Annotated in this window: 24 protein-coding genes; 12 read left to right on the top strand and 12 right to left on the bottom strand. The window is 61.7% G+C overall.

All coding sequences use genetic code 11. The features are described from left to right. Genes P0M12_RS09635 through P0M12_RS09625 form a run of 3 tightly spaced genes read right to left on the bottom strand, consistent with a single transcriptional unit; the run spans nucleotide 1 to nucleotide 3,449 of the window. Nucleotides 1-750, bottom strand: a complete 750-nt coding sequence (locus tag P0M12_RS09635; protein WP_003943253.1) for a succinate dehydrogenase/fumarate reductase iron-sulfur subunit — start codon at nucleotides 748-750, stop codon at nucleotides 1-3. Further along, on the bottom strand, nucleotides 747-2,699 hold the full coding sequence (locus P0M12_RS09630; RefSeq protein ID WP_007730764.1) for a fumarate reductase/succinate dehydrogenase flavoprotein subunit: 1,953 nt from the start codon (nucleotides 2,697-2,699) through the stop codon (nucleotides 747-749). The genes P0M12_RS09635 and P0M12_RS09630 overlap by 4 nt, the downstream gene beginning before the upstream one ends. Further along, complete coding sequence (locus tag P0M12_RS09625; protein WP_277377623.1) at nucleotides 2,700-3,449, bottom strand: succinate dehydrogenase cytochrome b subunit; 750 nt, start codon at nucleotides 3,447-3,449, stop codon at nucleotides 2,700-2,702. Between the two features lie 156 nt (nucleotides 3,450-3,605). Here P0M12_RS09625 and P0M12_RS09620 point away from each other — a divergent pair, with 156 nt between their 5' ends. Next, complete coding sequence (locus P0M12_RS09620) at nucleotides 3,606-4,934, top strand: lipase family protein (RefSeq protein ID WP_047269405.1); 1,329 nt, start codon at nucleotides 3,606-3,608, stop codon at nucleotides 4,932-4,934. Then, on the top strand, nucleotides 4,931-6,187 hold the full coding sequence (locus P0M12_RS09615) for a hypothetical protein (protein ID WP_052959792.1): 1,257 nt from the start codon (nucleotides 4,931-4,933) through the stop codon (nucleotides 6,185-6,187). The genes P0M12_RS09620 and P0M12_RS09615 overlap by 4 nt, the downstream gene beginning before the upstream one ends. Before the next feature lie 52 nt (nucleotides 6,188-6,239). Here the strand turns inward: P0M12_RS09615 and P0M12_RS09610 are convergent, their stop codons facing one another. Together P0M12_RS09610 and P0M12_RS09605 are read right to left on the bottom strand one after the other, a co-directional pair. Beyond that, nucleotides 6,240-7,616 (bottom strand): MFS transporter, encoded by a 1,377-nt coding sequence (locus P0M12_RS09610; RefSeq protein WP_003942962.1) that lies wholly within the window; start codon nucleotides 7,614-7,616, stop codon nucleotides 6,240-6,242. A gap of 52 nt (nucleotides 7,617-7,668) precedes the next feature. After that, the gene (locus P0M12_RS09605; RefSeq protein WP_042446375.1) at nucleotides 7,669-8,544 is read right to left on the bottom strand and encodes an SGNH/GDSL hydrolase family protein; all 876 of its coding nucleotides are present in this window, start codon (nucleotides 8,542-8,544) and stop codon (nucleotides 7,669-7,671) included. Nucleotides 8,545-8,680: 136 nt separating this feature from the next. Here P0M12_RS09605 and P0M12_RS09600 point away from each other — a divergent pair, with 136 nt between their 5' ends. Genes P0M12_RS09600 through P0M12_RS09590 form a run of 3 tightly spaced genes read left to right on the top strand, consistent with a single transcriptional unit; the run spans nucleotide 8,681 to nucleotide 11,336 of the window. Further along, a complete protein-coding gene (locus P0M12_RS09600; protein ID WP_047269447.1) occupies nucleotides 8,681-9,964 on the top strand; it encodes a PucR family transcriptional regulator in 1,284 nt (427 codons plus the stop codon). Between the two features lie 60 nt (nucleotides 9,965-10,024). After that, nucleotides 10,025-10,552, top strand: coding sequence for a hypothetical protein (locus tag P0M12_RS09595; protein ID WP_047269406.1), 528 nt, complete (start codon nucleotides 10,025-10,027; stop codon nucleotides 10,550-10,552). A 55-nt stretch (nucleotides 10,553-10,607) separates the two neighbouring features. Beyond that, nucleotides 10,608-11,336 (top strand): YdcF family protein, encoded by a 729-nt coding sequence (locus tag P0M12_RS09590; RefSeq protein WP_030536059.1) that lies wholly within the window; start codon nucleotides 10,608-10,610, stop codon nucleotides 11,334-11,336. Nucleotides 11,337-11,338: 2 nt separating this feature from the next. Here the strand turns inward: P0M12_RS09590 and P0M12_RS09585 are convergent, their stop codons facing one another. Further along, nucleotides 11,339-12,142, bottom strand: a complete 804-nt coding sequence (locus P0M12_RS09585; RefSeq protein WP_228402304.1) for an AraC family transcriptional regulator — start codon at nucleotides 12,140-12,142, stop codon at nucleotides 11,339-11,341. Here P0M12_RS09585 and P0M12_RS09580 point away from each other — a divergent pair. Together P0M12_RS09580 and P0M12_RS09575 are read left to right on the top strand one after the other, a co-directional pair. Continuing rightward, a complete protein-coding gene (locus tag P0M12_RS09580; protein WP_228402310.1) occupies nucleotides 12,065-12,232 on the top strand; it encodes a hypothetical protein in 168 nt (55 codons plus the stop codon). The two genes, P0M12_RS09585 and P0M12_RS09580, sit on opposite strands and share 78 nt — an antisense overlap. A 190-nt stretch (nucleotides 12,233-12,422) precedes the next feature. Then, entirely contained in the window at nucleotides 12,423-13,115 is a 693-nt protein-coding gene (locus P0M12_RS09575; RefSeq protein WP_047269408.1) for an alpha/beta hydrolase, read from the top strand. 54 nt (nucleotides 13,116-13,169) lie between these two features. On the opposite strand, the gene P0M12_RS09570 is transcribed toward P0M12_RS09575, so the two are convergent. Together P0M12_RS09570 and P0M12_RS09565 are read right to left on the bottom strand one after the other, a co-directional pair. After that, a complete protein-coding gene (locus tag P0M12_RS09570) occupies nucleotides 13,170-13,601 on the bottom strand; it encodes a MarR family transcriptional regulator (protein ID WP_003942924.1) in 432 nt (143 codons plus the stop codon). 146 nt (nucleotides 13,602-13,747) lie between these two features. Continuing rightward, complete coding sequence (locus P0M12_RS09565) at nucleotides 13,748-14,416, bottom strand: DsbA family protein (RefSeq protein WP_007730785.1); 669 nt, start codon at nucleotides 14,414-14,416, stop codon at nucleotides 13,748-13,750. 140 nt (nucleotides 14,417-14,556) lie between these two features. Between P0M12_RS09565 and P0M12_RS09560 the strand changes: the two genes are divergently transcribed. Further along, nucleotides 14,557-15,384, top strand: a complete 828-nt coding sequence (locus P0M12_RS09560) for an AraC family transcriptional regulator (RefSeq protein ID WP_047269448.1) — start codon at nucleotides 14,557-14,559, stop codon at nucleotides 15,382-15,384. Here the strand turns inward: P0M12_RS09560 and P0M12_RS09555 are convergent. Together P0M12_RS09555 and P0M12_RS09550 are read right to left on the bottom strand one after the other, a co-directional pair. Further along, nucleotides 15,371-16,366 carry an ABC transporter substrate-binding protein gene (locus P0M12_RS09555; protein WP_047269409.1) on the bottom strand — a complete coding sequence of 332 codons (996 nt, stop codon included), beginning with the start codon at nucleotides 16,364-16,366 and terminating at the stop codon, nucleotides 15,371-15,373. The genes P0M12_RS09560 and P0M12_RS09555 overlap by 14 nt on opposite strands. 6 nt (nucleotides 16,367-16,372) lie before the next feature. After that, nucleotides 16,373-17,767 carry an MFS transporter gene (locus P0M12_RS09550; protein ID WP_003942889.1) on the bottom strand — a complete coding sequence of 465 codons (1,395 nt, stop codon included), beginning with the start codon at nucleotides 17,765-17,767 and terminating at the stop codon, nucleotides 16,373-16,375. Between the two features lie 119 nt (nucleotides 17,768-17,886). On the opposite strand from P0M12_RS09550, the gene P0M12_RS09545 reads away from it, so the two are divergent. Continuing rightward, nucleotides 17,887-18,549, top strand: coding sequence for a TetR/AcrR family transcriptional regulator (locus P0M12_RS09545; RefSeq protein ID WP_052959793.1), 663 nt, complete (start codon nucleotides 17,887-17,889; stop codon nucleotides 18,547-18,549). A 6-nt stretch (nucleotides 18,550-18,555) separates the two neighbouring features. On the opposite strand, the gene P0M12_RS09540 is transcribed toward P0M12_RS09545, so the two are convergent. Continuing rightward, nucleotides 18,556-19,776 (bottom strand): SfnB family sulfur acquisition oxidoreductase, encoded by a 1,221-nt coding sequence (locus tag P0M12_RS09540; protein ID WP_047269410.1) that lies wholly within the window; start codon nucleotides 19,774-19,776, stop codon nucleotides 18,556-18,558. Between the two features lie 98 nt (nucleotides 19,777-19,874). Here P0M12_RS09540 and sfnG point away from each other — a divergent pair, with 98 nt between their 5' ends. After that, nucleotides 19,875-20,999 (top strand): dimethylsulfone monooxygenase SfnG, encoded by a 1,125-nt coding sequence (gene sfnG, locus P0M12_RS09535; RefSeq protein WP_007730790.1) that lies wholly within the window; start codon nucleotides 19,875-19,877, stop codon nucleotides 20,997-20,999. 12 nt (nucleotides 21,000-21,011) lie between these two features. On the opposite strand, the gene P0M12_RS09530 is transcribed toward sfnG, so the two are convergent. Further along, nucleotides 21,012-22,538 carry an aldehyde dehydrogenase family protein gene (locus P0M12_RS09530; protein ID WP_047269450.1) on the bottom strand — a complete coding sequence of 509 codons (1,527 nt, stop codon included), beginning with the start codon at nucleotides 22,536-22,538 and terminating at the stop codon, nucleotides 21,012-21,014. 127 nt (nucleotides 22,539-22,665) lie between these two features. Between P0M12_RS09530 and P0M12_RS09525 the strand changes: the two genes are divergently transcribed. Then, a complete protein-coding gene (locus tag P0M12_RS09525; protein WP_003942871.1) occupies nucleotides 22,666-23,808 on the top strand; it encodes an acyl-CoA dehydrogenase family protein in 1,143 nt (380 codons plus the stop codon). A gap of 9 nt (nucleotides 23,809-23,817) precedes the next feature. Then, complete coding sequence (locus tag P0M12_RS09520; protein ID WP_047269411.1) at nucleotides 23,818-24,510, top strand: GntR family transcriptional regulator; 693 nt, start codon at nucleotides 23,818-23,820, stop codon at nucleotides 24,508-24,510. The last annotated feature ends 6 nt before the right edge of the window (nucleotides 24,511-24,516 follow it).

The raw sequence follows: 24,516 nt of genomic DNA, 5'->3' as shown, positions 1-24,516 counted from the left end.
TCAGTTGTCCTTGCGCCGCAATCCGAATCGCATCGATTCCTTGTTGACAGCGGCAATCGCGGTCAGCGGTATCTCCGCGGGACACACCTGCGCACATTCACCGTAGGTCGAGCACGGCCCGAAATCGGCCTCCATCTGGTGCGACATCGCTCGGGCCCGCTTGCCACGTTCGTTGCGGCCCTGCGTGACGAGAGACAGGTGGGTCAGTTTGGACCCGGTGAAGAGGTGCGCGGCACCGTTCGGGCAGGCTGCCACGCAAGCGCCGCAGCCGATGCACGCGGCGAAGTCCAGTGCAGCTTCGGCACTTTGATGCGAGAGCGGCTGACTGTCTGCGTCCGGCGCGGTTCCTGCATTGACCGAAACGTATCCACCGGCTTCGAGTACCCGGTCGAGCGCAGAGCGATCGACGACGAGGTCTCGGACCACGGGAAAGGCTGCGGAGCGGAATGGCTCCAGTTTGATTCGGTCCCCGTCGGAGAAGCTGCGCAGGTGCTGACGGCACGTGGGAGTGTTCGCAACCGGTCCATGGGGAACATTGTCGACCGTGATGCCGCAGGACCCGCAGATCCCTTCTCGGCAGTCGGAATCGAAGGCGATGGGTTCGTTGCCGCTCTCCACGAGTTGGTCGTTGAGTCGGTCGAGGAGCTCCAGCAGCGACATCTCCACCGTCGCGTCGTCTATTTGGTAGGTGTCGAATGCGCCGGACGACTCAGGTCCGGATTGGCGCCACACGTCCACGGTGATTTTCATACGTAGTTCCTCGTCTGCAGTGGAACAGCGGTGAAGGACAACGGCTCGTCGTGTCGAACGTGTCTGCCGTCCTGGGCGGTTTCCCACGCGGAGACGAAGCACCAGTCCTGATCGTTTCGCTGCGCTTCGCCGTCGGGAGTCTGATGTTCGGCACGAAAGTGCGCTCCACAGGACTCGTCACGATCGAGAGCATCGACGCACATCAGTTCGGCGAGCTCGAGGAAATCGGCTACCCTGCCGGCCCTTTCCAACTCCTGGTTGAACTGGTTTCCGCTGCCGGCAACTCGCAGGTTCGACCAGAAATCGGTTCGCAGTGCGCGGATTTCGGCGATCGCCTTGGTCAAGCCCTCGGCCGTTCGGGTGACACCGCAACCCGCATAGAGGATCTCTCCCAGTTGTCGATGGAACCTGTCGGGGCCGTGTGTTCCGCCGACCGAGAGCAGCAGGTCCACCCGACCCCTCACGTCAGTGAGCGTCGACGTCACAGCGGGATCGGACAGTTCGAGTGGAGTGGATCCGAGTAGCGGCGCAAGATAATTCGGAATCGCGTACGGGAGGGTGAACCAGCCGTCGACGCATGCCGAGAGCAACGAATTGGCGCCGAGGCGGTTGGCTCCGTGGTATCCCCAGCCTGCCTCACCACCGACGAACAAGCCGGGGATGGAGGTCATCTGGTCGTAGTCGTTCCACAGTCCGCCCATGGTGAAGTGGGCTCCGGGGGCGATGCGCATCGGCACCGTATAGGGGTCTTCGCTGGTGGCGTCGCGATACATCGAGAACAGATTTCCGTATCGCTCCTCGATGGTCTTGCGGCCGAGCCGTGCCAATGCGTCGCGGAAATCCAGGTACACACTGTTTTTCAGAGGGCCGACGCCGTGACCGGAGTCGATTTGCTCGCGGGCGGCCCGTGAAGAGACGTCGCGGGGAGAGAGGTTCCCGAACGCCGGATATTTGCGCTCGAGGTAGTAGTCGCGTTCGTTTTCGGGAATGTCGCCGGGCTCACGATCGTCTCCGGGCTTGGCCGGTACCCAGATCCGGCCGTCGTTGCGCAGGGATTCGCTCATCAGAATGGTTTTCGACTGCCACTCGGAGTTGACGGGAAGTGCCGTTGGATGGAATTGGATGAACGAGGGTGAAGCCATCAACGCACCGCGTCGGTGCGCTCGCCAGGCGGCCGTGGCGTTGGAATTCTTCGCAAGTGTGGACTTGTGGAATACGGTTCCGTAGCCGCCGGATGCCAGTACGACGGCATGGCCTGTGGTGGCGCCGATCTCACCGGTCACGAGATCGCGTGTGACTATCCCTTGTGCTCGCCCGTCCGAAACGATGAGATCGAGCATCTCGGTTCGGGTGTGGAGGTTGACCGTTCCGGCTGCGATCTGACGTTGCAGTGCCTGCGACGACGCTATCTGCAACTGCTGGCCTGTCTGCCCGCGCGTGTAGTACGTGCGCGACACCTGAACGCCGCCGAAGGATCGGGTGGCCAGAGTGCCGCCGTACTCGCGAGCAAACGGTGCCCCGATGGCATTCATGTGATCGATGACGCGTACGGATTCTTCGGCGAGACGGAAACAGTCGGCCTCACGGCCCCGGAAATCACCGCCCTTCACCGTGTCCTTCACGAAGCGGGCGAGACTGTCGTTGTCCACTTTTCGAGCGCGAGCGGCGTTGATGCCTCCTTGCGCGGCGACGCTGTGTGCACGGCGGGGTGCATCGTGGAAGGTGAAGGACTCGACGTGGTAGCCCAGTTCACCGAGGGAGGCGGCGCAGGCCGCGCCGGCGAGGCCGGTACCGACGACGATGACCGTGAACTTGCGCCGGTTGAGTGGGCTGACGAGCTTGTAGTCGAGTTTGCGAGTGGGCCAGGCCGTCGCCGGATCGCCGGCCGGGACCTTACCGTCCACCGGTGTCCCGATGCTGCGCAGATCGTCGAGTTCGAAGCTGTTCACTTATGACGCTCCTGTCTTCGAGATGGCGCCGGTCATGACCGCGATGGGGATCGACATGTTTCCGACCATCACGACGAGCGCAAAGATTCCGGAGAGTGCAACGCCAATCTGGCGCAGTCGTTGGCCGGTCACGCCGAGATCGTTGACCGCGCTCCAGAGTCCGTGCGCGAGGTGCATTGCCAGCAGAGCCATCGCGACGATGTAGAACGCTGCCCCCAGCGGACGCTCGAAGCTGGCAATCAGATTGTCGTATGCGTAACTCTGTGTGCGCGTGGCCGCTTCGTACTCGCTGCTGCCGATGGGTCGGGTTCCGGTCGTGAGGTCGAGTATGTGGAAAATGACGAATAGCAGCAGCACAGCTCCGGTGACGGGCATCGTGCGCGCTGTAAAGGACTTGATTCCCAGACCTTTACGTCGAAATTTTCCTCGAGCTCGGCGTCCGCGGACGGTGAGCAGCCAGGCACACCAGACGTGTGCGACCAATGACGCGAGCAAGACGATGCGAAGAATCCACAGAAGTCCCTCGTAGGGCAGGAAGGGTTCGAACACCGTTCGTAGCCAGTGTGCGTAGTCGTCGAAGTGATCGGCACCGGTGTAGACCTTCAGGTTTCCGATCATGTGGACGAGAACGAAAGCGGCGAAGATCAGTCCTGTCACGGCCATCAGAATCTTGCACGTGATGTTGGACGGCCGCGGTCGAGCTTGGAGTGAATCGCCGGTAGCTCGCGATACACGGGTCGGAGCACTCACAGACAAACCTCCCACGCCAGACTTGCCGGACAGGTGCCGTCAGCCTAAGCCCGATCGAGGTTTTCGGCCAACGGATGGGTGCCCGACTTGTCTGTTAATGCAGGTGAATGGGAGTGTAGGGGTGCTCATTACCCGAAAGTAAGGAACTCGTGAACGATGTTTGACTCGACGTGGCGACGGTGGTCATGGCGCGCCGGAACGGCATCGGCCCTGGCAGTGGCCTTGTTTGCGGTGGGGTCGCCGGCTGGTGCGCAGGAGACCGTCGACCTGGCCGACGTGTTCAACCCGTTGGTCGTGAAGGCACTCCAAGGCGCTGACATTTCCACCGAATTGACTCCACTCGGGCTCTCGTCCGATGATCCGTGGTTCGACGAACCTGAAATCGAGCCGGGTACCGCCCCCGGCACACTTCTCAAAGCGCGTCCGGTCAGCGTGCAGGTCTACCAGGTCCGTCCCGACGTGGTCTCGGCTCACCAACTCATGTACACCACCACTGATCACTTCGGTCGGCAGGTGATCAGCACCGGAATTCTGATGATTCCCGAGGACGGAACTGCGCCAGGTGATCGCAAGATCATCGGATACGCCGAGGCGAACGACAGCCTCGGCGCGAACTGCGCACCAAGTCACCAGTGGACCGGCGGCAATCAGAGCGACCCGGCGATGTTCTCGGCGCTCGGCCCGGTGGCTCAGATGTTCGGCCACGGCTGGGCAGTGATGATGAGCGACGTCGGCAACGACGGCGACACTGCTCCCCATCCGTTCTCGATCGGACAGTTTTCAGGGAAGGCAACGCTCGACGGCGTCCGGGCAGCACTCGCGCTTCCGGAAGCCGGCCTCGAATCAGACACCCCTGTCGGCATCTACGGTGTCGCCGGAGGCGGTGTCGCAGCGGGCTTTGCCGCGGAACAAGCCCATGATTATGCGCCGGAACTGAACGTCCAGGCCAGTGCCATTCAGGCGATGATGATCGACCCCGCAACGTTCGAGGAAACAGCGGCCGGTGGGATCGGTTCCGGATTCGTCTTCTCGAGCATTCTCGGATTCGACGCGGGCTACCCCGACGTTCGGCTCGACGACCATCTGACTCCGATCGGTCACAACGTCGCCGCAGCCTTCCGCGCGTCCTGCCAGGCGCTCTACCTCGGACTCCCATTCGTTCCGTTCGACGTCCTACTCACCAACCCTTCGCCCCGAACGATCCCTGCGCTGGCCGCGGCGTACGCGGACAACACGTTGGGAAAGCAGGCGCCGGCTTCCAAGCTTCTGATTTCTTCCTGTGAGGACGACTTTCTCGTTCCCTTCAGTGAGGCAGAGCAATTGGCGCAGACATATCGAGCAGACGGCGGCAGCGTGGACCTGCTCCCGTCGCAGTGCGGGCCGCTCGATTACGTGACCAACCTGTACAAGACGGTGACCGATCAGCTGGGTATGCAGGACATCGCCTGGCTGGCAAAGACGTTCGACGAAGCCGAGGGACGATGAGCTTGCGGAAGTCTCTGACGCGCAGGGATTTTGCGCGCACGGTTCTCGTTGCTTCGGCAGGTATCGGCGGTGCCGTCGTACTGGGAGGCAGGGCGTCCGCGGGTACTGGTGAGCTCGACAGGTACCTCGACCTGGAAGCAGTGAACGCAAACGCCGAAGCCACGGGCGGCCTGCATCCTTCTCTGCCATCGGATTCCGCGACGCTGCGGTCTTTGGTGGATACCGCCCGAGCCTCGGGAGTGGATCCGCATCGCTATCAGACACTGCTCAAGCAGTACTGGCTCGCGGTCGGGACGGAGTCGGCAGGTATCGATCTCGCTTCGTGGACTCCGTTCGACGGTGTGCACGCGAATCTCGGAAACCTCACCAACACTTTCCAGTTCTACGAGCGACTCCAGCTCGAGCATCGAGAGCTGCAGTGGGCAGGTATGGGAGGAATGGTCGGGCCCGCTTTCGCCGGTGGACTCCTCGACTTGGACTACGGGCGGGTTGTGCTGGAAGTCCAAGCGATCAGCGAGGCGATGGCACTGGTCTGGCGAGAGATCGACCGCATCGGGTCGCCGGTTGCATCGTCGATGGGAGCACCCGAGGACATTGCGGCACTTCTCGAGGTCGGCCACGAGATTCGCCCCGAGGACGTGATGTGGTTCCAGGGGAAAGTGATTGCGATGAGCAAACACATCTTCTCGGACCTGATTCCCATGCACATGGCGTGGGTTCACGACGGTGTCGACGGCATCGCCGAACTCGATCGCGCAGGGCTGCTCGACGAGAACGCCCGTATCGCGTGGAACAACATTGCTTCGGGGACACCGGAATCGGTCTTCGACGGCAATGTGCGTCTGCTGCGAAGGGAGCAGTACCAGTCGGTGGGTGATCAGTGGGACGAGGCGAAGGCCTACCGCGGCAGCGTTGGTCGCTCGTTGACTTACCTGACCACCTTCGCCGCATCACCGTCGATGCCTGGCGTCGTGCCGCCACGCGAGTCGAACCCGCTCTCGTTCGCGGTGGGCAATGCTGTTGTGCAAACGCCGCTTCCGGACTTCAACTGGGCGGACCGGGATGGTCGTTGGACCTACATCAACGATCAGTTGCTCCCGGTCTACAACAACCTGATGAAGAATCAACCGGAACTGTGGCGAGCGACGCTGGCCGCGCCCGTCTCCGTTCGGATAACCGAGCAGCGAATGATCGCTCGCTTGCCGGACATGTTGCGGTCCATGTTGTCGACTCTGGCGATTACGGTCAACTGAACTCGGCGGTGGCGGGGCCTCAGGGTCCCGCCACCGCCCGTGAACTTGTCGGTCAGGCCTGGCTCAGCTCCGCTTGCATGCGCGCGGAGTCCTTGCCTACAGTGCGGGTAGCCAGGTAGATGAATACCGCGGTGAGTGCCAACATGATCGGCACGAGATACATGGCCGAGTTCAACCCGTCGCCGGCGTACTGAGCCAACTTCCCGGTACCGGCATCTGCAAGCGCACGCTTGGCGAACCAGTCCGAGATCGCTCCAACGGCAACCGGTCCGGAGAATCCGCCGAGAAGGTACATGGCAGCGAAGAACAGCGCCGTCGCAGTGCCGCGGAGCCTGGGAACCACGACGTCGTGAATGGCAGGGTAGACGCTGATGTAGAAGCCGTAGGCCAGAAGCCACCCGGCCGAGAACAAGAGCGTGAACATCACGACGTTTCCGCCGTGTTGCAACAGTGCCAGCGCCGTCAAAGGTGCCGCCAATGCCGAGGTTCCGACACCGATCATCAACCGTGCGCGCGGTGAGCGTGCGCTGGCCTTGTCCGCGTAGCGAGCGCCGAGAAGCAATCCGATCAGGCCCGTGATTCCGACGATGATGCCCGTGACCGATGCCGCCGCAGTCAGCTTCAGGTGGTACTGGCGCATGAGCAGTGGGACGACAAACGAATTCACTGCGTAGGCGGCGAAGTTGAACGTCAGCCCGGCAAGGATGAGCCAACGAAGCGTGGGAATTGCGAGCAGACGACGGATCGGGCGGGTGATCGGTGCCTGTGAAACAGCGGCTGCGCGGGCCTCCGGACTTTCGGAACCACCACGAACCGGATCTGCCATGCGGTAGAGCACGACTGCAAGCAGGACACCGGGAATCGCCGCGAGGAAGAACGGTGCACGCCAGCTGTCGAATGCCTCGGCGATCTTGCCGACGGTGAAGTAGGCGAGCATGAGGCCAATTGGCAAACCGAGCATGAAGACACCAAGTGCGCGTGAGCGTCGTTCCGCCGGGTAGATATCGCCGATCATCGAGTTTGCTGCGGGTGTGAAGGTTGCTTCGCCCACACCGACGCCGAGACGCGCGAGGATGAACAGCACGTAGCTGCCGGCGGCACCGGTTGCTGCCGTCAGTCCGCTCCACACCAGGAGTCCGATCCCGATGATCTTGGGACGGTTCTTCGTGTCGGCCAACCGGCCCAGAGGCAGTCCTGCGACTGCGTAGACGAGGGTGAATGCAGAGGTGATCAATCCCAATTGCAAGTCACTGAGCGAAAACTCGTTCTTGATCGGCTCGGCAACGACCGAGGGGATCGCCCGGTCGAAGAAGTTGAGCATGTTCGCGAGAAACAGGGCGACGAGTGTGCCGCCGAGAAGTTTGTCACGTGTTCCGACAGGGGCGCCGTCGACGGACGGCAGCGGCGGAGCGTCTCGTTGAATTGACATGATTGTTCCACCCTTTTCGCGAGTGCTGAATGAATTGTGCTGGGGGAGAAGCTCAGGACAGAGCGTCGGCGACCGTTTTCCCGATCGCCTGCATCCCGGCCGCAGTGGGATGCAGTGGAACCGCCGGCTGGGTAGGGACGATTCCCGTGTAGTAAGCAGTGGCAGGGTCCGTGCAGATGTCATGCCCGGCAGTGGTTTCGGTGATGTCGATGTACTCGACGCCGTGACGGGCCGCAGTTGCTGCCATGACCGTGTTGCCGTAGTCGATCACACTCTGGAGATAGTCGGCGTCGCGCGGCCAGAACGGCTGAGTGCCGGGGCAGCCGCCACCACGGATGTATGTTCCGTATCCGACCACGACGATGCGCGCCGAAGGTGCTCGATCCTGCGCGACTTCGATCATGGAACTCCAACCTGTGGACGCATTTTCGATCATTTGTCGCTGTTGATCGACGCCACCGGAGGTGAACTTGTCACGGCAGGACGTTCCGGCGGGTTCGGGGAGTGGATTGACGCAACTCAGAACTGTCGGGAACAACGAGATGTCGTTGGCACCGATGGTGATGGTGACGAGGTCGGTATCAGGCCCCAATGCTGTTGCCTGCGGTGATACTTGACCGGAGAACGTCGATTGTGCGGTGTCCGTGACGTTGGCGGATCGCGCCGACGAGCAGGTCATATCCGTGAGTTGAGCGCCGAGTTCTCGCGCCACCACGGACGGGTAGTTGTCGAGTGATCGTAGACAGCCCGGTGACGACGAGTCCTGCGCGGTGACCAGTGGGCCGGCCGCCGCGGAATCGCCGAGTGCGACGTACTGGATAGTGCTGACCGGTGTCTCGGCACTCGACACACCGGTCCCGAGAGCCGCGATCGAACCGGCAGCCACGACGCCTGCCAGAATGGCTGCGCTGCGCGTTTTCCACGTCACTCGAGGCTCCTCTTGGTCGAAGGTGGGACTTCCAGTTACGCCGCTGATTGTGAATTCGTGAGTGGCGTGGGTTACATAGTGATAGGAAAAAGGCAGGTCGGCCTTGTGGTGGCAATTCAATTCTGTGGAGGGTTTTGTGTCAGGAAACAAAAATCTGCCGTTCGAGCCGATCCTGGTTGGTGGCAGATCTCTGGCCGACCGACTGGCGCAACGCACCCATCCACTGGTCATTGAGACAGTCGATCTGGTCCACCGCGACGTCACCTTCTACCGGTTGCTCCCTGACGAGGCATTGCGTAACGACGTCACCACCATCGTGAGGCGCAATCTGGAACTGTTCATTTCGATGCTGCGGACCGGCGCCGATCTGACGCCCGAGTTGCTCGCCGACATCAGCGAATCGGCTCGCCAACGGGCTCAGGAATTGGTTCCACTCGGTGAGGTGCTGCGGGCATATCACCTGGCAGCCGGGCTGTGGTGGGAGACCATCAGCGAATGGGCGGTCCCGGAAGACGGTGTCGCACTTGCCCGCACCGGACGACTCCTGAATGCATACACCGCGGCCTCCGCGTCGGCGGTTCTTGCCGGCTACGGTTCCGACCATGCCACCCAGACGGACGAGGATTCTGCGCGAAGGTCATTGTTCGTAGCACTTTCGACGGGTGTCGATGTTGATCGGGTCTCCGACGATGTGGGCATCAGGTTGGCGCGCCTGTACTGGGTGGTGGCGCTGCACGTCGAACGGAATGACGACGAGTCCTCGACCGAGGTGGACACTGCCGTCGCCGAGCGGAGAAAGGTGCGCCACCTGCAACGAGAGCTCGATCAGGTGGGGCGTGACAAAGCGCTCGGGGTGCTCGGGAGCAGTGGCGGAGCCGTACTGATTCCTATTGTGGAATCGGAACCCGCTGAGGGGAACTGGGCGTCGAGTCCGCAATATCTTTCATTGTGTCGACGATTGGGTGATCTCGAGAAGGTCATCGGTGCATCGACGGTTGCCGCCGTACATGTCGCGGCACCGCCCGCAATTCCCGCAGCGGTGTCGCAGGCGCGCGAGGTGCTGAACGTTGCCCGAAAGTACGGCCGTACAAGTGGGGTCGTGCGTCTCGAGGATCTTGCAGTCGAGTATCAACTGACCCGCCCGAGCGCTGCGCTGCCGATCCTCGCAGATGTGTTGTCGCCGTTGGAGTCCGATCCTGCCGTGCTCGAGACGCTCGAATCTTTCATCGACTCCGGATTCGATCGAGCTACCACCGCTCGGCAGTTGCACGTACACCCGAACACGGTCGTGTACCGCCTGCGTAAAGCGAGTTCGCTGACGGGACTTGACCTGTCGTCACCGAAAGATCTTGTACAGGTCACCATGGCGCTGGGAGCGCGTCGCGCGCTCGGAATGGAGGCGGACTCTTCCCAAACGTGATGCGTCTGTGGTTCTCTGTGAACGTGTCTGATTCTCGGATTGGCAATCCGGCCGGGAGACATGGCCAGACTGGGTCAGCTGATGGTGCAACGAGGCGCGTGGCGTGATCAGACGTTGATCGGCTCCGCCTACCTCGACGAGTTGTCCGCGCCCTCTCCGTCCAATGGGGGGTACGGCTTCTTGACCTGGGTGAACGCGGGCGAGGACTTCTACTCCGTGAATGCGCCGGTGAGCAAGTATGTTTCGCATCCGGTGTGGCAGAACGCGCCTCGGGATCTCTATCTCCAGGAGTTCTTGCGGCTTGTCGTCGCTTCGATCGTGGACGTTCCACCGCCGCCGTACGTCGAGCCTCCCGTGCATGGGTCGGGTGGTCCGCTCATCGACGATCCGTCACAGCTCGTCGGCTTCGCGAACCCCGAATTGATCTTCGACACGATGGTCGGGACGGGGCGAGCAGGAACACCCGGATGCAACATCGTGATCTGCAACAACGAATTGTTGCCGTTCAGTGTCGCCGGCCTGCTCGGGGATGCTGCAGCTCAGATCGGTAACGCGGCAGGCGCGTCGATTCGAGATGCTGGTAGATGACGGTTTCGAACCCGAATTGTTGCCCAATATTTATGTTTAATCTGTGTGACGGTCAGTGAACAGTAAATTTGAGTCAAATGATGCAATCGCGACGAAATGTTCGTTACCGTGGGCTGGACAATCGACAATCTGGGGGTTCGGCTACATGGCAAATGTTCGTAGGTCTCTGACGAAGGGATTGATTGCTGCTTCGGTAATCGCCGCAGCCGGAGTGGGATTGTCGCCGGCGACAGCGAGTGCCGACATCACTCCGACGACGGTCGTCAACGGCATCCTGTCGACGGTGGGCGGCTGCCAAACACCGGTGCGGTCTCTCATTCTTGCGTGCACGAGTGCTGAGACGCTGACACGCCAGTCGCCCGTGCTGCTCGACCTCAACCCCGTGGGCACGAACATCGTCGTCTTGGGTGCCGGCCTCTTCGACGACGGCACGATGCGTCCGATGTTGGTCGACCGGCTTCAGGCGGCGCTCCAGCTGGCCCGTCAGTACCCGCAGTCTCCGATCATCACAAGCGGTGGGGCTCCGAAGGCCGGAGTAACGGAAGCCAGGGCGATGCGCGAATGGCTCGTTGCCAACGGCGTCAACCCGGGCCGGATCACCGAAGAGGGAACTTCGTGGTCGACAGTCGAGAATGCGATCAACTCTGCGCGGATTCTCGCCGATCGAGGCGCGACCGGCGTGGTTGTGGTCTCGAGCGCCAATCACGTGGAGCGCGCGATGGTGGACTTCCGCGTTGCAGTTCTCGGCCGGATCCCGGTCGCAGGTGTAATCGCTGCGACCTGACGTCAGTGATTGTGGGAGTTGGACTTTCGCCAGTTCAACGGCGAGGCGTCGAATCGTCGACGGAAGGCGCGGCTGAACGCGGCATCGGATTCGTAGCCGACAGTTATCGCAATGGTTCCGACCGGCTCGGTGGTTTGCACGAGTAGTTCGGCGGCACGGTCGAGTCGGCGCTCGGTGATGTAAGCGCCGGGCGTCTGGCCGACCAGTCGCGAGAAGCGCTCCGCAAAAGACGATCTCGACAGGGTGGACAGCGTCGCCAGTTCGTCGATGGTCCAGTTGCGTGACGGGTCGTTGTGGACGGCCTCGAGGGCCTGCCCGATTCGTGGATCCATTGCTGCGGTCAACCATCCGCCGTTCGATCCGTCCGCTCGAGCCCACGCTCTGAGGATCTGGACGAAGAGAAGGTCGAGAATCCGGGAAACCATCACGGAGGAACCAGGTTTCGGATCGTCCACCTCGGCGCCCAACAGTCGGCTGCTCACATCGAGCCACTCGACCGGGGTCCCTTGTGTCGCGCGCAGTTCGACGAAGTCCGGCAGAACGGACAGCAGTCGCTGCGCTGCGACGTCGTCGAGTGTGAAAGTACCGAAAAGCCAACATGTTTCGTTTTTCGGGTGCATCGGCATCGCATTCTCGATCGTATGAGCATGCCCATGGGGTAACAGTACGAGTTCCCCGGGGCCGAGTTCGATCGGGGCTTTGCCCTGCGTTCTGATCACGATGTCACCGTGCTCGGCAATGTGAAGTGCTCGCACCCCAGTGGGTACCTCCACGGTGAAGTTCTCGCCGTGGACGCAGCGATGAATCTGATCACCGCGAAGGTGGACGACTTCGAGAACGTGCGAGAGGGTGTCCCGGGTTCGACTCTCGTCGGTGGTGGGTACGTACCGCTGTGATGATGTTGTCCTCATGGATCGATCACTCCGATGGTCTCGAGCATTCGGCGTTTCTGCACAAAAACTTGGCAATCTGGTCATGGTTATTGATCCAGGATCCCCTTAACGTGGGTAACAGGCAAGGCCTGGGTTTCGAAGGCTTGCCGATCGTCGGAGTATTCGTCGCACTGCGTATCTGGAGGAGTTGGTCATGGCAGAGAAGGTAAACATCGTTCTGGTGCATGGAGCCTGGGGAGACGGTTCTCATTGGCGTCACGTCATACCCACCCTGCACAACGCCGGGCATCGAGTGGTTGCGGTCCAGAATCCACTTACTTCGCTCGCCGACGACGTGGACCGGACCAGGAAGTTGGCCGAATCGATGGACGGCCCGACCCTGCTGGTCGGACACTCGTACGGCGGCGCGGTGATCACAGGCGCGGGTCATGCGGAAAACGTTGTGGGACTGGTATATATCGCTGCCTTTGCGCCGGACGAGGGTGACAGCCTGGGAAGTATCTTCGCCCGCACGGATCAGCCGGCGGGCGCGGCGAACATCGCGCCGGACGCCGAGGGCTTCTTGTGGATCGCCCCGGACAAGTTTCAGGAGAGTTTCAGTCAGGATCTCGACGACACGGAAGCATTGGTCATGGCGCTGACGCAGAAACCCATTGCGGGTCAGTGCTTCTCGGACCCGTCAGGGCCGCCGGCATGGCGTGGGAAGCCCAGTTGGTATCAGGTTTCAGGGCAGGACCGAATGATTCCGCCGGAAACCGAGCGATGGATGGCAGAGCGTATCGGTGCCCGCGAGATCGAGGAACTCGACGCAGGCCATGCATCCTTGGCGTCCCACCCGCACGAGGTCACCCAGTTGATTCTGCGTGCTGCTGCAGAATTGTCGTGACGGCGTAAATCGTCCGGCTGTTCGAGTGGGCTGCCCATCACGACTAATTTGTCGTCAGTCCTCGGAACTGCCCAGTCGGTGAAGCAGCGCTGTCAGCGTGGTGATGTCGTCCGTATCCCATTTCGCGAGTCGGGCGCGCCAGCGATCTATCTGGTGATTGCGGATGGTCGTGAGCTTCGTTCGCGCCTCAGGGGTCAGAGCTACCAACTTGGCGCGAGCGTCGTCGGGATCGGGGATTCGTTCCACCAGGCCGAGTCGAGCTGCGGCGTCGATTTGCCTGGTCAAGGTGGACTTCTCGATATCGAGGGTGCAGATCAGGTCGGACATCCGCACCGCATCCGAACGGTTCAGGATGACCAGAACCGGGTAGAGCGCCGGATCGAGTTTGGGATGAATTGCGCGCGCATAGGTGCGCGCCTGGGCGCGTCCTCGTTGCCACATGTCGGCAAGTTCCATCTCCAGGCCCGTGATCGGATCTGAAACCACTGTCGTTTCCCCTTTGGTGCGATTCGTTCGGTGTTCATCAAACCAGAAGGGGGCCGAAGTGATTTGGGTGAAGTCACGCTGAGCGAAAGGTACGTTCGGCGTACTGAAGGCGCCGGGCGTACCTTTCGCTCGCAAAAGTGCGTGGGTCAAGCCACCGCATACGCCCGCACGCACGTGTTCAGGTCGCGGGTGAGATCGGCCGCGGTACTGGTCGGAGAACCGAATTTCACGACGGACCCGTCGCTCCCGTGGAACAACAGCGTCGGAAACGAAGTGGCGCCGAGCCTGCGTGCTCGGACGAAATCAGCGCGGGCGGCATCCTTCGAGGCGGCGGTGAACAGGGAAGACACCGCGGCAGATGGGTCGAGTTGGAGGGATTCCGCGATGGATCGGTACGTCTCGGGATCGGAAAGGCTGCGACCGTCTCGGTAGAATGCGATCTGCATGGCCTCCGCGATGTCGAGGGCGCGTGTCGGATCTTGCGCGCGCAGTGCGGCGAGTCCGATCGCTGCATCCGTCGAATCCATGACGAACCGCCCATCAGTCACCAGTTGTGAATATCCGTCACCGAAGACAGCGCCGGTCTGGGCGGCGATGGTCGCGTTGGCTGATTTCAGGTACGGAGCCGAAGACATGGGCGCGACGCGCTCACCGGTGAACAGTCCGCCGCTGACCACGGACAAGTCGATGGAATCGGCATTTTGACGGACGAACTCCGTCAACGCAGGGCCGAAGCCGAAACACCACCCGCAATAGGCGTCGAAGACGTAGGTGAGTTGCGTCTTGCCTGCTGTTTCCGAGCGTGATGTCTGCACTGGAAGATTCCTATCCGAGCGTGAACTGATTGATACCCTGACGATATGTCGCATTCGGGTATTCGGTCACGGTGAAGATGAGTCCCGAACTAGTGAAAAACAGACAAGTACCCGTCCGCGACGTCGGGTACGCATCGTCGGTGGCTGACGCGACCGAGATCGAAGTACTCAGCCTGGACACCATTCGCATCAACGGGGGAAGCGCAGAGTTCGTCGGCCCCCAACGTCCGCAATTTCACTTGCTCGCGCTGGTGACCGAGGGCTCGGCGCTACACACCATCGACTTCGTGAACTACGCGGTGAGCCCGGGGACCGTGTTCTGGGTCAGACCGGGGCAGGTGCAACAGTGGGGGCGAATCCAGGACTTCGAGGCGACGGTTGTTCTGTTCACGCCCTCGTCGCTCGATGCCGTCAGCCAGCAGTTGTTGGACGGGAACGCCCGCAGTCGGCAGGCAGCGTGGCAGTTGTCCGGCGAGAACCTCGAGACCATCAACACGGGTATGAAACACCTGAACCTGAACTACGGCTGCCCGGATACTTCCGCGCCGGTCGTTCGCGCGGCCATTCTGCGGCACACGCTGACAGCAATTCTGTTGAAACTGACCCATCTCGGTGGACAGGAACAGAGTTCCGTGCTGGCGCACAATGACGTGTTCGAAAGGTTTCATGCCGTTGTCGAACGTGACTTCGCCACGGTCCGTTCGGTTTCGGAGTACGCCAACAAGATCGGGTACTCCGAGAAGACTGTGCTGCGGGCCACCCGAGCCGCTGCCGGGATGACGGCAAAGCAGTACATCGATCAGCGTGTGGTTCTCGAAGCGAAACGTCTGCTGTCTTTCGGCACGGACACGGTCACCCAGGTGGCGTCGAAGTTGGGGTTCGACGATTCTGCGAACTTCACGAAGTTCTTCGCCACCCGGGTGGGTGTTTCTCCGCTGACCTTCCGTCAGGACGTCAGAGCGCGCTGAATGCCGCCCATCGCGCGTCGGCGCTGTCGAGGGTTCCGATACTGTTCTGCCCCTTGCCATGTGCGATGCCGTCCAGATCCTGGATGATCCAGTAGATGGCAAAAGGATGGCTGCCGAACCAGAGATCACCGCTGACGTCCAGAGCGTGTGCCGGATCGGGCGTCAGGTTGTCGAACAGTGGAGTGTTTCGCACGATGGATGCGTCGTACTGCTGCCCGGAAAGTACGGCGACGGTCTGCGCCGCATGCTCGGGTAGGAGTTCCGGCGAGACGGGGGAAATCGTGCCGGTGTCTTGATTGTTGGTCGCGTTGATTTCCGATGCCGGCCTGGTGAATCCGGCCTCGGTGACCAGTGTGGAGATGGGAGTGGTCGGTGGCACGGTGAACAGGTTTCCGCTGTAGCCGAGAAGGATCGCAAGGCTCTGGCCGGCAGCCGCGGACTTGACGCCTTCGAGACCGGATTCCAGCTTTCCGATCATGGCGGTTGCTTCGCTGCCTCGATCGAGCTGTGCCCCAGCTTGTTCGAGCACATCACGCCACGGCGCCGAGTACGGGAGGACCAAGGTTGGCGCCACGGCGTTGATCTGAGCGAACAGGCTCGGTAATGGACCGGCATTGCTCATCAAGATTTCATCGGGTTCGACGGACGCGATCTCCTCGACGGCGGGGTTGGCGAAGAAAGTCGGCTTGTCGAGAACTTCGACGCCCTGCTCGCGCAGGATCGACTTGGCGACGTCCGATCGCAGGGTGCTGTAGACGACGGTGGGCTTCACGCCGAGTGCGAGTGCACTCAACCCCGCGTACTCGTCGAGCGCGAGAATGCGCTGCGGTGAGGCCGGAACTTCGACGGTGCCGAGTTCGTGGGTGACGGAGCGAGTTGCAGAGGCGGCGTCGGACTCGGCGGAGCTGCTGCACGCGCTTGCGCCGGCGACGGTCAGGAGAAGCGCCGAGACGATGCCGAATGCGGTTCGGGTGGTGAACATCTGAGGTCAACGATCCATTCGTGGGAAGAAGAAGGACAGGAGGGTACCGGCCAGCAGTAGGCCGGAGCAGACGAAGAGGGCTTGGGAGTATCCGGAAACCAGTGCTTCGGTCGGCGCGCTGTCCGAACGTGCCGTCGAGGAAGCGGCGACGCTCACGAGAACGGCTAGTCCGAGTGAACCGCCGATCTGACGCGATGTACTCAGTAGCCCGGATGCCATGCCGACTTCTTCGGGGGGAGCGTCGGCGGTGGCGACGTTACTGAGCGGCATGAACGACAGACCGATGCCGATGCTCGCCAGAAGCGAAGGCACCAGGATGACGGCCCAGAAGGGACTGTCGAGGTTCATGGTCGAAAACATGAAAGTTCCGATTGCGGCGACTGCTGTTCCGACTACGAGCAACGGTCGAACTCCGTAGCGCGGAAGGAGTTTGGTGGACGCGAGGATGCCGATCACCAGGCCGAAGCAGAAGGGCAGGAAAGCCAGACCGGTGGTGGTCGGTGAATAGCCCAGCCCGCGTTGCAGGAAGAGTGAGACGAAGAAGAACGCGCTGAACTGTGCCGCGCACACCAGGCACATGATGGCGTTGGCCAGTCCGATTCGGGGTCGAAGCAGGGTGGACAGTCTTACCAGTGGTGTGGCGCAGCGGCTTTCGACCACAACGAACGCAGTGAGCAGCGCGATCGTGAGCGCGAATCCACCCAGCACGTAACCCGAAGTCCAGGAATGTGATTCCGTGGCGATCACTGTGCCGACAAGGGCGGTGATTCCGGCCGTCGCCAAGATGGCTCCGGGGAGATCGAGAGAGCCGCCTCTGGCGGCTTGGCCGGCCGGCAGGCCGCGGGCACCGGCAACTGCGGCGATCAGGGCCACTGGTGCGCCGGCGAACATCACCCATCGCCAACTGAGCCCTTCGGTCAAAATGCCGCTCAGGACGACACCGAGTGCGCCGCCCAGTGCTGACGACATTGCGCCGATGCCGAATGCCTTGGCCCTGGCGCGTCCGGTGGGAAAGGCCTGACTGAGGGCGGCGAGCCCGGCCGGCGCGATCAGTGCAGCGCCGACGCCTTGAAGCGCCCGAGCTCCGACAAGCATTTCGGCGGACACGGAGAAGGTGCCGACGATGCTGACGAGGGCGAACAGCAGAAGCCCGGAAACCAGAACTCGACGAGTGCCCATCACGTCGCACAGACGACCGCCGAGAAGCAGCAGTCCGCCGAAGGCGAGGGCGTACGCGTTGACGACCCAGGACAACCCGGCGTCGGAAAAGTTCAGCGATTCCTGGATGTCGGGCAGCGCGACGTTGATGACCGACATGTCGAAGGCCACCAGGAACTGCGCTGCCGCGGCGGCTGTGAGGACCAGAGCCGGTGCGGCTACCGCTCGAGTTGTTGTTGTCATTGCAGGTACCTAATTTGTATACGCGTTCTCATAAGTAGTTAGGTTTACCTTGCTGGCGACTGAGATGCAAGGGGTTCCCCGGGCGAGAGCGTCGTAGCAGGGGCGCGCACAATCGACGGATGGCCGAAAAGATGGAACCGAGATCACCGCGGCTCGGACGTCCCCCGACGATCACGTCGGAGCAGATAGTCGACGAGGCGAAACGGCAGCTACAGACCGGCGGCGCCGACGCGTTGAGCATGCGAGCGTTGGCGAAGTCGCTCGGCACCACGCCGATGGCGCTGTACCGGCACGTGGGCGACAAGGAACAGCTGATCAGCGCGGTGCTCGATGTGTACTCACAAGATTTCGGCGCGCTGGTCCTGCCGCAGGATCAGGTCGAACGGCTTCGCACGATCTTCACCGCGATCTTCGAAACGCTGGCGTCGGAGCGCTGGATCATCGAGTTGCTTCAGCGCGGTGGCCGTGGTGGGAGCGGCGCTGTGGTCTTGGTCGATCGGGCGATGGCCGCGTGTGTCGAACTCGGTATGTCACCTCGTCGCGCACTGTTGGTCTATCGAGCGCTGTGGAACTACACACTCGGCGCATTGCTCAACATCTACGACACCACTACGCGACCGGAAGGCAGCGTGTCACCTCTCGCGTTCAAGATCCGAGAAATCGGGCCCGAGAAACTGCCGGTGCTCAGTGAGGTGCTCGAGGACTGGCCGGGAGGGACGACGACTGAGAGCTACTTGGAAGGACTGGAAGTCTTGATCAGCGGATATATGAACTCCGACTGAGTGTGTTCACAGCAGCCCGTGCCGCGGTGGGATTGTCCCGGACAGTGTCCACCGGCCGATGTGCTGGACCTTCCACCTCGTCGGATCGTGCAGGGTGTGCGTGCGCGCGTCACGCCAGAACCGCGAGAGGTTCGCCGATTCGCCCGCGCTTCTGGTGCCACCGATCTCGAACAAAGTGCTCGTGGCCGCCAATGACGCCCTGGCGCCGACCACTTTGGCAGTTGCAGCGTCGATGGATGCTCGGGCCGTGGAGTCCTCGGTGGGATCACGACGCGCCACGTCGATCGATCGCGCTGCTTCCGCCAAGAGGGATCTGGCAGCGCGAACCTCGATTGCCGCTTCGCCGGCGAGTTGAACGAGCAGTGGATCCTCCACCGCTGTATCGACTTTCGCCTCGAAGAAGGGACGCGCCTTTGCCGCGAGTTTCACGGATTCACGCAGTGCAGCCGACGCGATGCCGGTGTCGATCGCGGCGTGCAGGATCTGGGCCTGTGCTCCGTAGGTGGTCGGGTGAGTGAAGAGCGACGTGAATGGTACGACATTGAACCGCGGCACCGAAACGGATTCCAGGGTCACAGTTCCGCTTGCAGTTGTCTTCTGTCCCATGCCGTCCCAGTCGTCGACGATCGACAGTCCGGGAGTATTCCGGGGTAGGTAGACCGCGGATTTCGCCTGTGCGCCGGTCTCGGTGAATTGATCCGCATTGGCGGCACGCACCACGATCCAATCTGCGAAGAGCGCTCCGGTGCAATAGAATTTTCGACCTTCGAGCACAAAGTCTTCCCCGTCGGGGGTGAGAGTGGTGCCGTCGATGTCGATGGTCTTGTTGCCGCGCTCGCTCTGGGCGTTGGCGAACTGCTTGCCCGACAATGCTTCGGCGTAGAAGAACTGCTTCTGCTCGTTAGACCCCTGGTACCGGAGCGCTTCCAGGAAAGTGAAGTGGCTGTGCGGAATCTGCGCGATGCTGGGATCGCCCTCGGCGAGTAGGCGGAAGACCTCGGCCAATGTCTCGGTGCTTGCGTCGATGCCACCGAACTCCTTCGGCACCGAGAGTCCGAGCAAGCCGGACCGCGCCAGGGTGCGAACCTCGTCGTGGGGAAGGAGGCGCTGCGCATCGCGGACTCCGGCACCTGCCGCGAACTCGTCGGACAGCTGTGACGCCACCGAGAGCGCCTCGTCCTCGCTGGTGATGCGGTGCGCGATCTCCTGAATGTCCACAGCAGTCATGCTGCCACCGTTTCACAGTCGCAGCACCCACCCAACACTTACAACCTGTGTGATCGCTACCCTGGAAACCACTGGGAACTGCATGTTTGCTGGGTTTCATGTCTACTGAACGTATCGCCGACGAGATCAAGTTCGCCTACTGGGTGCCCAATGTCAGTGGTGGTCTGGTCACCTCCGACATCGAGCAGCGGACCAGCTGGGACTACGAGTACAACAAGAAGCTGGCACAGACCGCCGAGAACAACGGCTTCGAGTACGCCCTGAGCCAGGTACGTTACGAGGCGAGCTACGGGGCCGAATTCCAGCACGAATCCACGAGCTTCAGCCTTGCGCTTCTCCTGGCCACCGAGAAGCTCAAGGTGATCGCCGCGGTGCATCCGGGACTCTGGCAGCCGGCCGTGTTGGCGAAACTGGGCGCTACCGCCGATCACTTGTCGAACGGTCGATTTGCCGTCAACGTCGTCAGTGGTTGGTTCAAGGACGAGTTCACACATCTAGGCGAGCCGTGGCTCGAGCACGACGAGCGTTATCGGCGTAGCGCCGAGTTCCTTCAGGTTCTTCGGAAGATCTGGACGGAGGACGACGTCGATTTCCGCGGCGACTTCTACCGCATCCACGACTTCACGTTGAAGCCGAAGCCTCTCAACACTCCGGAGCGCCCCAATCCCGAACTGTTCCAAGGTGGTAACTCGGCGGCAGCCCGTGAGAACGCGGGCCGGTATTCGGATTGGTACTTCAGTAACGGCAAGGACTACGACGGCGTCACCGAACAGTTGGTCGACGTTCGCCGTGTTGCTCGTGAGAACGATCGGGAGGTCAAGTTCGGGCTCAACGGATTCATCATCGCCCGCGACACCGAGGCGGAAGCAAAGGACACACTGCGCGAGATCATCGCCAAGGCCAACCGCCCTGCGGTCGAGGGATTCAAGAATGCAGTCCAACAGGCCGGCGCATCGACCGCGTCCAAGGACGGGATGTGGGCGGATTCGACGTTCGAGGACTTGGTTCAGTACAACGACGGTTTCCGCTCACAACTGATCGGCACGCCGGAACAAATCGCGCATCGGATCGTCGAATATCGCCGTCGCGGTGTCGATCTGATTCTCGGCGGATTCCTGCATTTCCAGGAGGAGATCGAATACTTCGGGGCCAAGGTGCTTCCGCTGGTTCGTGAACTCGAAGCAGCCGACAGCGACGAGCAGGTGCTCGTCACCGCCGGCTGATCGCCTGATCTCTCAGGACTTCGCGTGGCGTTTCGCCAGCATCCAACGTGAGATCTTCATGTCCCTGGCTTTTCGCTCGATGGTCAGCAGGTCCAGCGGAGCGTTGAACTTCTGAACGGCCAGTGATTTCACACTGCTGAACTCACGCAGCCCATCGGCTCCGTGGATACGGCCGAATCCGGAATCGCCGACCCCGCCGAACGGCAGGGCGGCGATTCCGGCGAATCCGAGAACCGAATTGACCGTGACGACACCGCATTCGAGCTTTTCGGCAATCGCTCGGCCCTTCGACGAACTCTTGGTGAACACCGAGGCGCCCAAGCCGTACTTCGATGCATTGGCGCGCTCGATCCCCTCGTTCATGTCGGCGACCTTGTTCACCACGACGCTCGGGCCGAACGTCTCCTCGGTGATCGCCGTGGAATCCTCCGGAACATCTGTCAGGATGATCGGATCGATGAACGGACCGTTGAACGAATCAAGTCCGCCGAGTACAGCTTTCGCGCCGCGACTGAGAGCGTCTTCGATCTGGCCCCGGACTATCCCAGTCTGCTTTCCCAGCGTCATCGGCCCGTAGGTCGAGCTGTCGGTGGCGCCGGCGTGGGCGTCTCGTAGCGCGGCGGTGAGCTTGGACAGGAAGGCGTCGTACACGGGCGCTGCGACGTAGATTCGTTCGACGCCGGCACAGGTTTGTCCGCCGTTGCCCACTGCCCCGAATGCCGCGAAGCTCACGGCCGCATCGAGGTTGGCGTCGGAGTCCACCAGCATGGCGTCCTTGCCGCCGCATTCGGCGACCAGGGGGGTGAGGGTGTCCGCGCAGGCGGCCATTACGCGCTTTGCGGTAGCGGTCGAACCGGTGAATGCGATCTTGTCGACACCGGACGAACACAGAAGTGCACCGGTTTTTCCGTCACCGGTAATGGTCTGCAGGACAGGGTGTCCGGGTGCGGCGATGTTCCACAGCCGGGCCAACTCGACGCCGACGCCTGGTGAGAGTTCGCTCGGTTTGAAGACTACGGCGTTGCCGGCGGCCAGTGCGTAGCCGATCGACCCCATCGGTGTGTACAGCGGATAGTTCCAGGGGCCGATCACGCCGACGATGCCCATCGGCCGGTAGCCAACGGATGCAGACTGGTTGGCGCTGATCAGTCCTGCACCGACGCGTCTGCGGCGCAACACTTTCTGTGCGTTGCGTGCCGCCCAGTCGAGATGTTCGACGGCCAGCATGACTTCGAGTAGTGCGTCGTCGCTGGGTTTTCCGGTCTCGGCGGAAATGATCGCCGCCATCGATTCGGCGTGAGTGGCGATCGCGGCGCGGAAATTGCCGAGCACCTTCCGGCGGCCTTGGAATCCGAGTTGATCCCACCACTTCGACGCCGTGCGTGCTGCGGCGACCGCTTTCTCGATCTCTCGCTGGTCTGCAATGGGGTGCTGCGCGACCACGGAATCGTTGCGAGGGTCGAGGCTCGCGAAAGTGTGATCGTCCGATCTCGGATCTGTCGACGTGGACGTGCTCTGGCGGCCGAGCTGTTCTGTCATGTTCTTCAGATCCTCCACATGTCGGTGCATCACATATATGTGATGTGATTTACTGTGCTGGTAGTCACAGTATGCGTCGGACCGAGCTCCGACAAGCCTCCAGCCTCATCTCACTCGGGAGTTTTCGATGTACATGGATTTCACGCAGGAGCAGTCTGATTTCGCCAAGTCGGTAGCGTCGTTCTGCAAGAAGGAAAGTGGTACCCGTGAGCAGCGAGACCTGCTGACCGATCATGGCGCCCATAACCACAACCAGGCGTTCTACGAGAAGATGGCAGAATTGGGATGGCTCGGGCTGACTGTCCCGGAGGAATACGGCGGATCCGCCGGAAGCACGGTCGACCTGTGCATCTTCCTGGAGGAAGCCGCCAAGGGCATGGCGCCGATCGGTGGACTGGGCCCGACCGTCATCACCGGGGCTGCATATGAGAAGTTCGGCAGTCCGGCCCAGAAGGAGGCAGTGCTCGGCGGGATCGTCCGTGGCGCGTCTCAGTCGATCTCGATGTCCGAACCCGAAGCGGGCTCCGACGTGGGAAATCTGAGTTGCCGCGCCGAGAAGGTCGACGGTGGGTGGCTGATCAACGGCCAGAAGACGTGGTGTTCCAACGCGCACTTCGCCGAGAACATCCTTCTGGTGGCTCGCACGTCCCGAGGTGAAGGCAAGCACGAGGGCTTGACCATGTTCCATGTCCCGGCCGACATCTCCGGATTGAAGATCAGTGGAATCGACACCATGGGCGGCAAGGAGGTCAACGATCTCTACTTCACCGACACATTCCTGCCCGACGACGCGGTGGTCGGGGAAGTCGGCAACGGCTGGCGTCAACTCATGGCCGGACTCAACATCGAACGCCTCATCCTCGCGGCGATGATGCTCGGGACCGCGCAGCGCGCTTTCGACGACACCCTCGAATTCGTCACCACGCGTAAGCAGTTCGGCCGTCCGGTCGGATCGTTTCAGGCGCTTCGCCACCGGATCGCGGATCTCGCCACGGAGATCGAATGCGGCCGTCTGCTGGTCTACAGCGTGGCCCGAATGGTCGACGCCAACCCGACCAAGATGTTCCCGCGGGAAGCGTCGATGGCCAAGCTCAAGCTGACCGAGACCGCCAAGAAGGTCGCGCTCGAGGGGATGCAGATGATGGGTGGGTACGGTTACGCGACTGAGTTCGACATGGAGCACCATGTGCGAAAGACTCTTGTGTCCTCCATTTATGGTGGTACCAACGAGATTCAGCGAGACATCATCGGCAAAACGTACGGACTGTGAGGATCGGTTGTGGCAACGTCTGCACGCACTCGGAGAGCGACATCTGAGCTGAGGAGACGGCCACAGTTGTCGGAGGACGTGGCCAACCACGTTCGCAACCTGATCATGTCCGGCTCGGTCCGTCCGGGCGAGTTCGTCAGGCTGGACGAAACCGCGGCCGACCTCGGGGTCAGCGTCACGCCGGTGCGAGAAGCCCTCGTCGCATTACGCGGCGAGGGGATGGTCGAGTTGGTTCCGCATCGCGGCTATCTCGTCTCGCCCCTCAGTCGCCAGGACATCGAAGACATCTTCTGGTTGCAGGGGCAGATCGCGGTCAAGCTGGCGTTGCGGGCGATGGACAGCATCACCGCTGATCAACTCGCGGAACTCACGGAACTCAATGCCGATTTGCGAGCGGCGGTCGACGCTTCGGATGCAGCTGCGATCGAGCAGTGCGAATTCGAGTTCCATCGCCTGATCAATCGCGCTGCGGGTGGTGCGAAGTTGGCATGGTTCCTGTTCGGCGCGATTCGGTACACCCCTGCTCGTCTCTACGCGACGGATCCAGGCTGGGGTGAGCTTGCGGTATCGAGCCACGATGCTTTGATCGCGGCGTTCGAGAAGCGCGATCGAGAACAGGTGGACGCGCAGATGAGTCTGCAGTTCTCCGACGGCGCTGCTCGACTTCTCGCTCACCTCGACAACATCGGGATCTGGGACTGAATGCAG

The sequence above is a fragment of the Rhodococcus sp. RCBS9 genome (assembly GCF_029457415.1).
Lineage (GTDB): Bacteria > Actinomycetota > Actinomycetes > Mycobacteriales > Mycobacteriaceae > Rhodococcus_F > Rhodococcus_F qingshengii.
Note: the sequence above shows the minus strand (reverse complement) of the source record. Positions and strands in the feature narration are given on the sequence as shown.

Bases quoted from the DNA above. Each gene is read 5' to 3' on its own strand.
- P0M12_RS09635 (WP_003943253.1), bottom strand. From the start codon at position 750: ATGAAAATCACCGTGGACGTGTGGCGCCAATCCGGACCTGAGTCGTCC.
- P0M12_RS09620 (WP_047269405.1), top strand. From the start codon at position 3,606: ATGTTTGACTCGACGTGGCGACGGTGGTCATGGCGCGCCGGAACGGCA.
- P0M12_RS09615 (WP_052959792.1), top strand. From the start codon at position 4,931: ATGAGCTTGCGGAAGTCTCTGACGCGCAGGGATTTTGCGCGCACGGTT.
- P0M12_RS09610 (WP_003942962.1), bottom strand. From the start codon at position 7,616: ATGTCAATTCAACGAGACGCTCCGCCGCTGCCGTCCGTCGACGGCGCC.
- P0M12_RS09595 (WP_047269406.1), top strand. From the start codon at position 10,025: ATGGCCAGACTGGGTCAGCTGATGGTGCAACGAGGCGCGTGGCGTGAT.
- P0M12_RS09575 (WP_047269408.1), top strand. From the start codon at position 12,423: ATGGCAGAGAAGGTAAACATCGTTCTGGTGCATGGAGCCTGGGGAGAC.
- P0M12_RS09555 (WP_047269409.1), bottom strand. From the start codon at position 16,366: ATGTTCACCACCCGAACCGCATTCGGCATCGTCTCGGCGCTTCTCCTG.
- P0M12_RS09550 (WP_003942889.1), bottom strand. From the start codon at position 17,767: ATGACAACAACAACTCGAGCGGTAGCCGCACCGGCTCTGGTCCTCACA.
- P0M12_RS09545 (WP_052959793.1), top strand. From the start codon at position 17,887: ATGGCCGAAAAGATGGAACCGAGATCACCGCGGCTCGGACGTCCCCCG.
- P0M12_RS09540 (WP_047269410.1), bottom strand. From the start codon at position 19,776: ATGACTGCTGTGGACATTCAGGAGATCGCGCACCGCATCACCAGCGAG.
- sfnG (WP_007730790.1), top strand. From the start codon at position 19,875: ATGTCTACTGAACGTATCGCCGACGAGATCAAGTTCGCCTACTGGGTG.
- P0M12_RS09530 (WP_047269450.1), bottom strand. From the start codon at position 22,538: ATGACAGAACAGCTCGGCCGCCAGAGCACGTCCACGTCGACAGATCCG.
- P0M12_RS09525 (WP_003942871.1), top strand. From the start codon at position 22,666: ATGTACATGGATTTCACGCAGGAGCAGTCTGATTTCGCCAAGTCGGTA.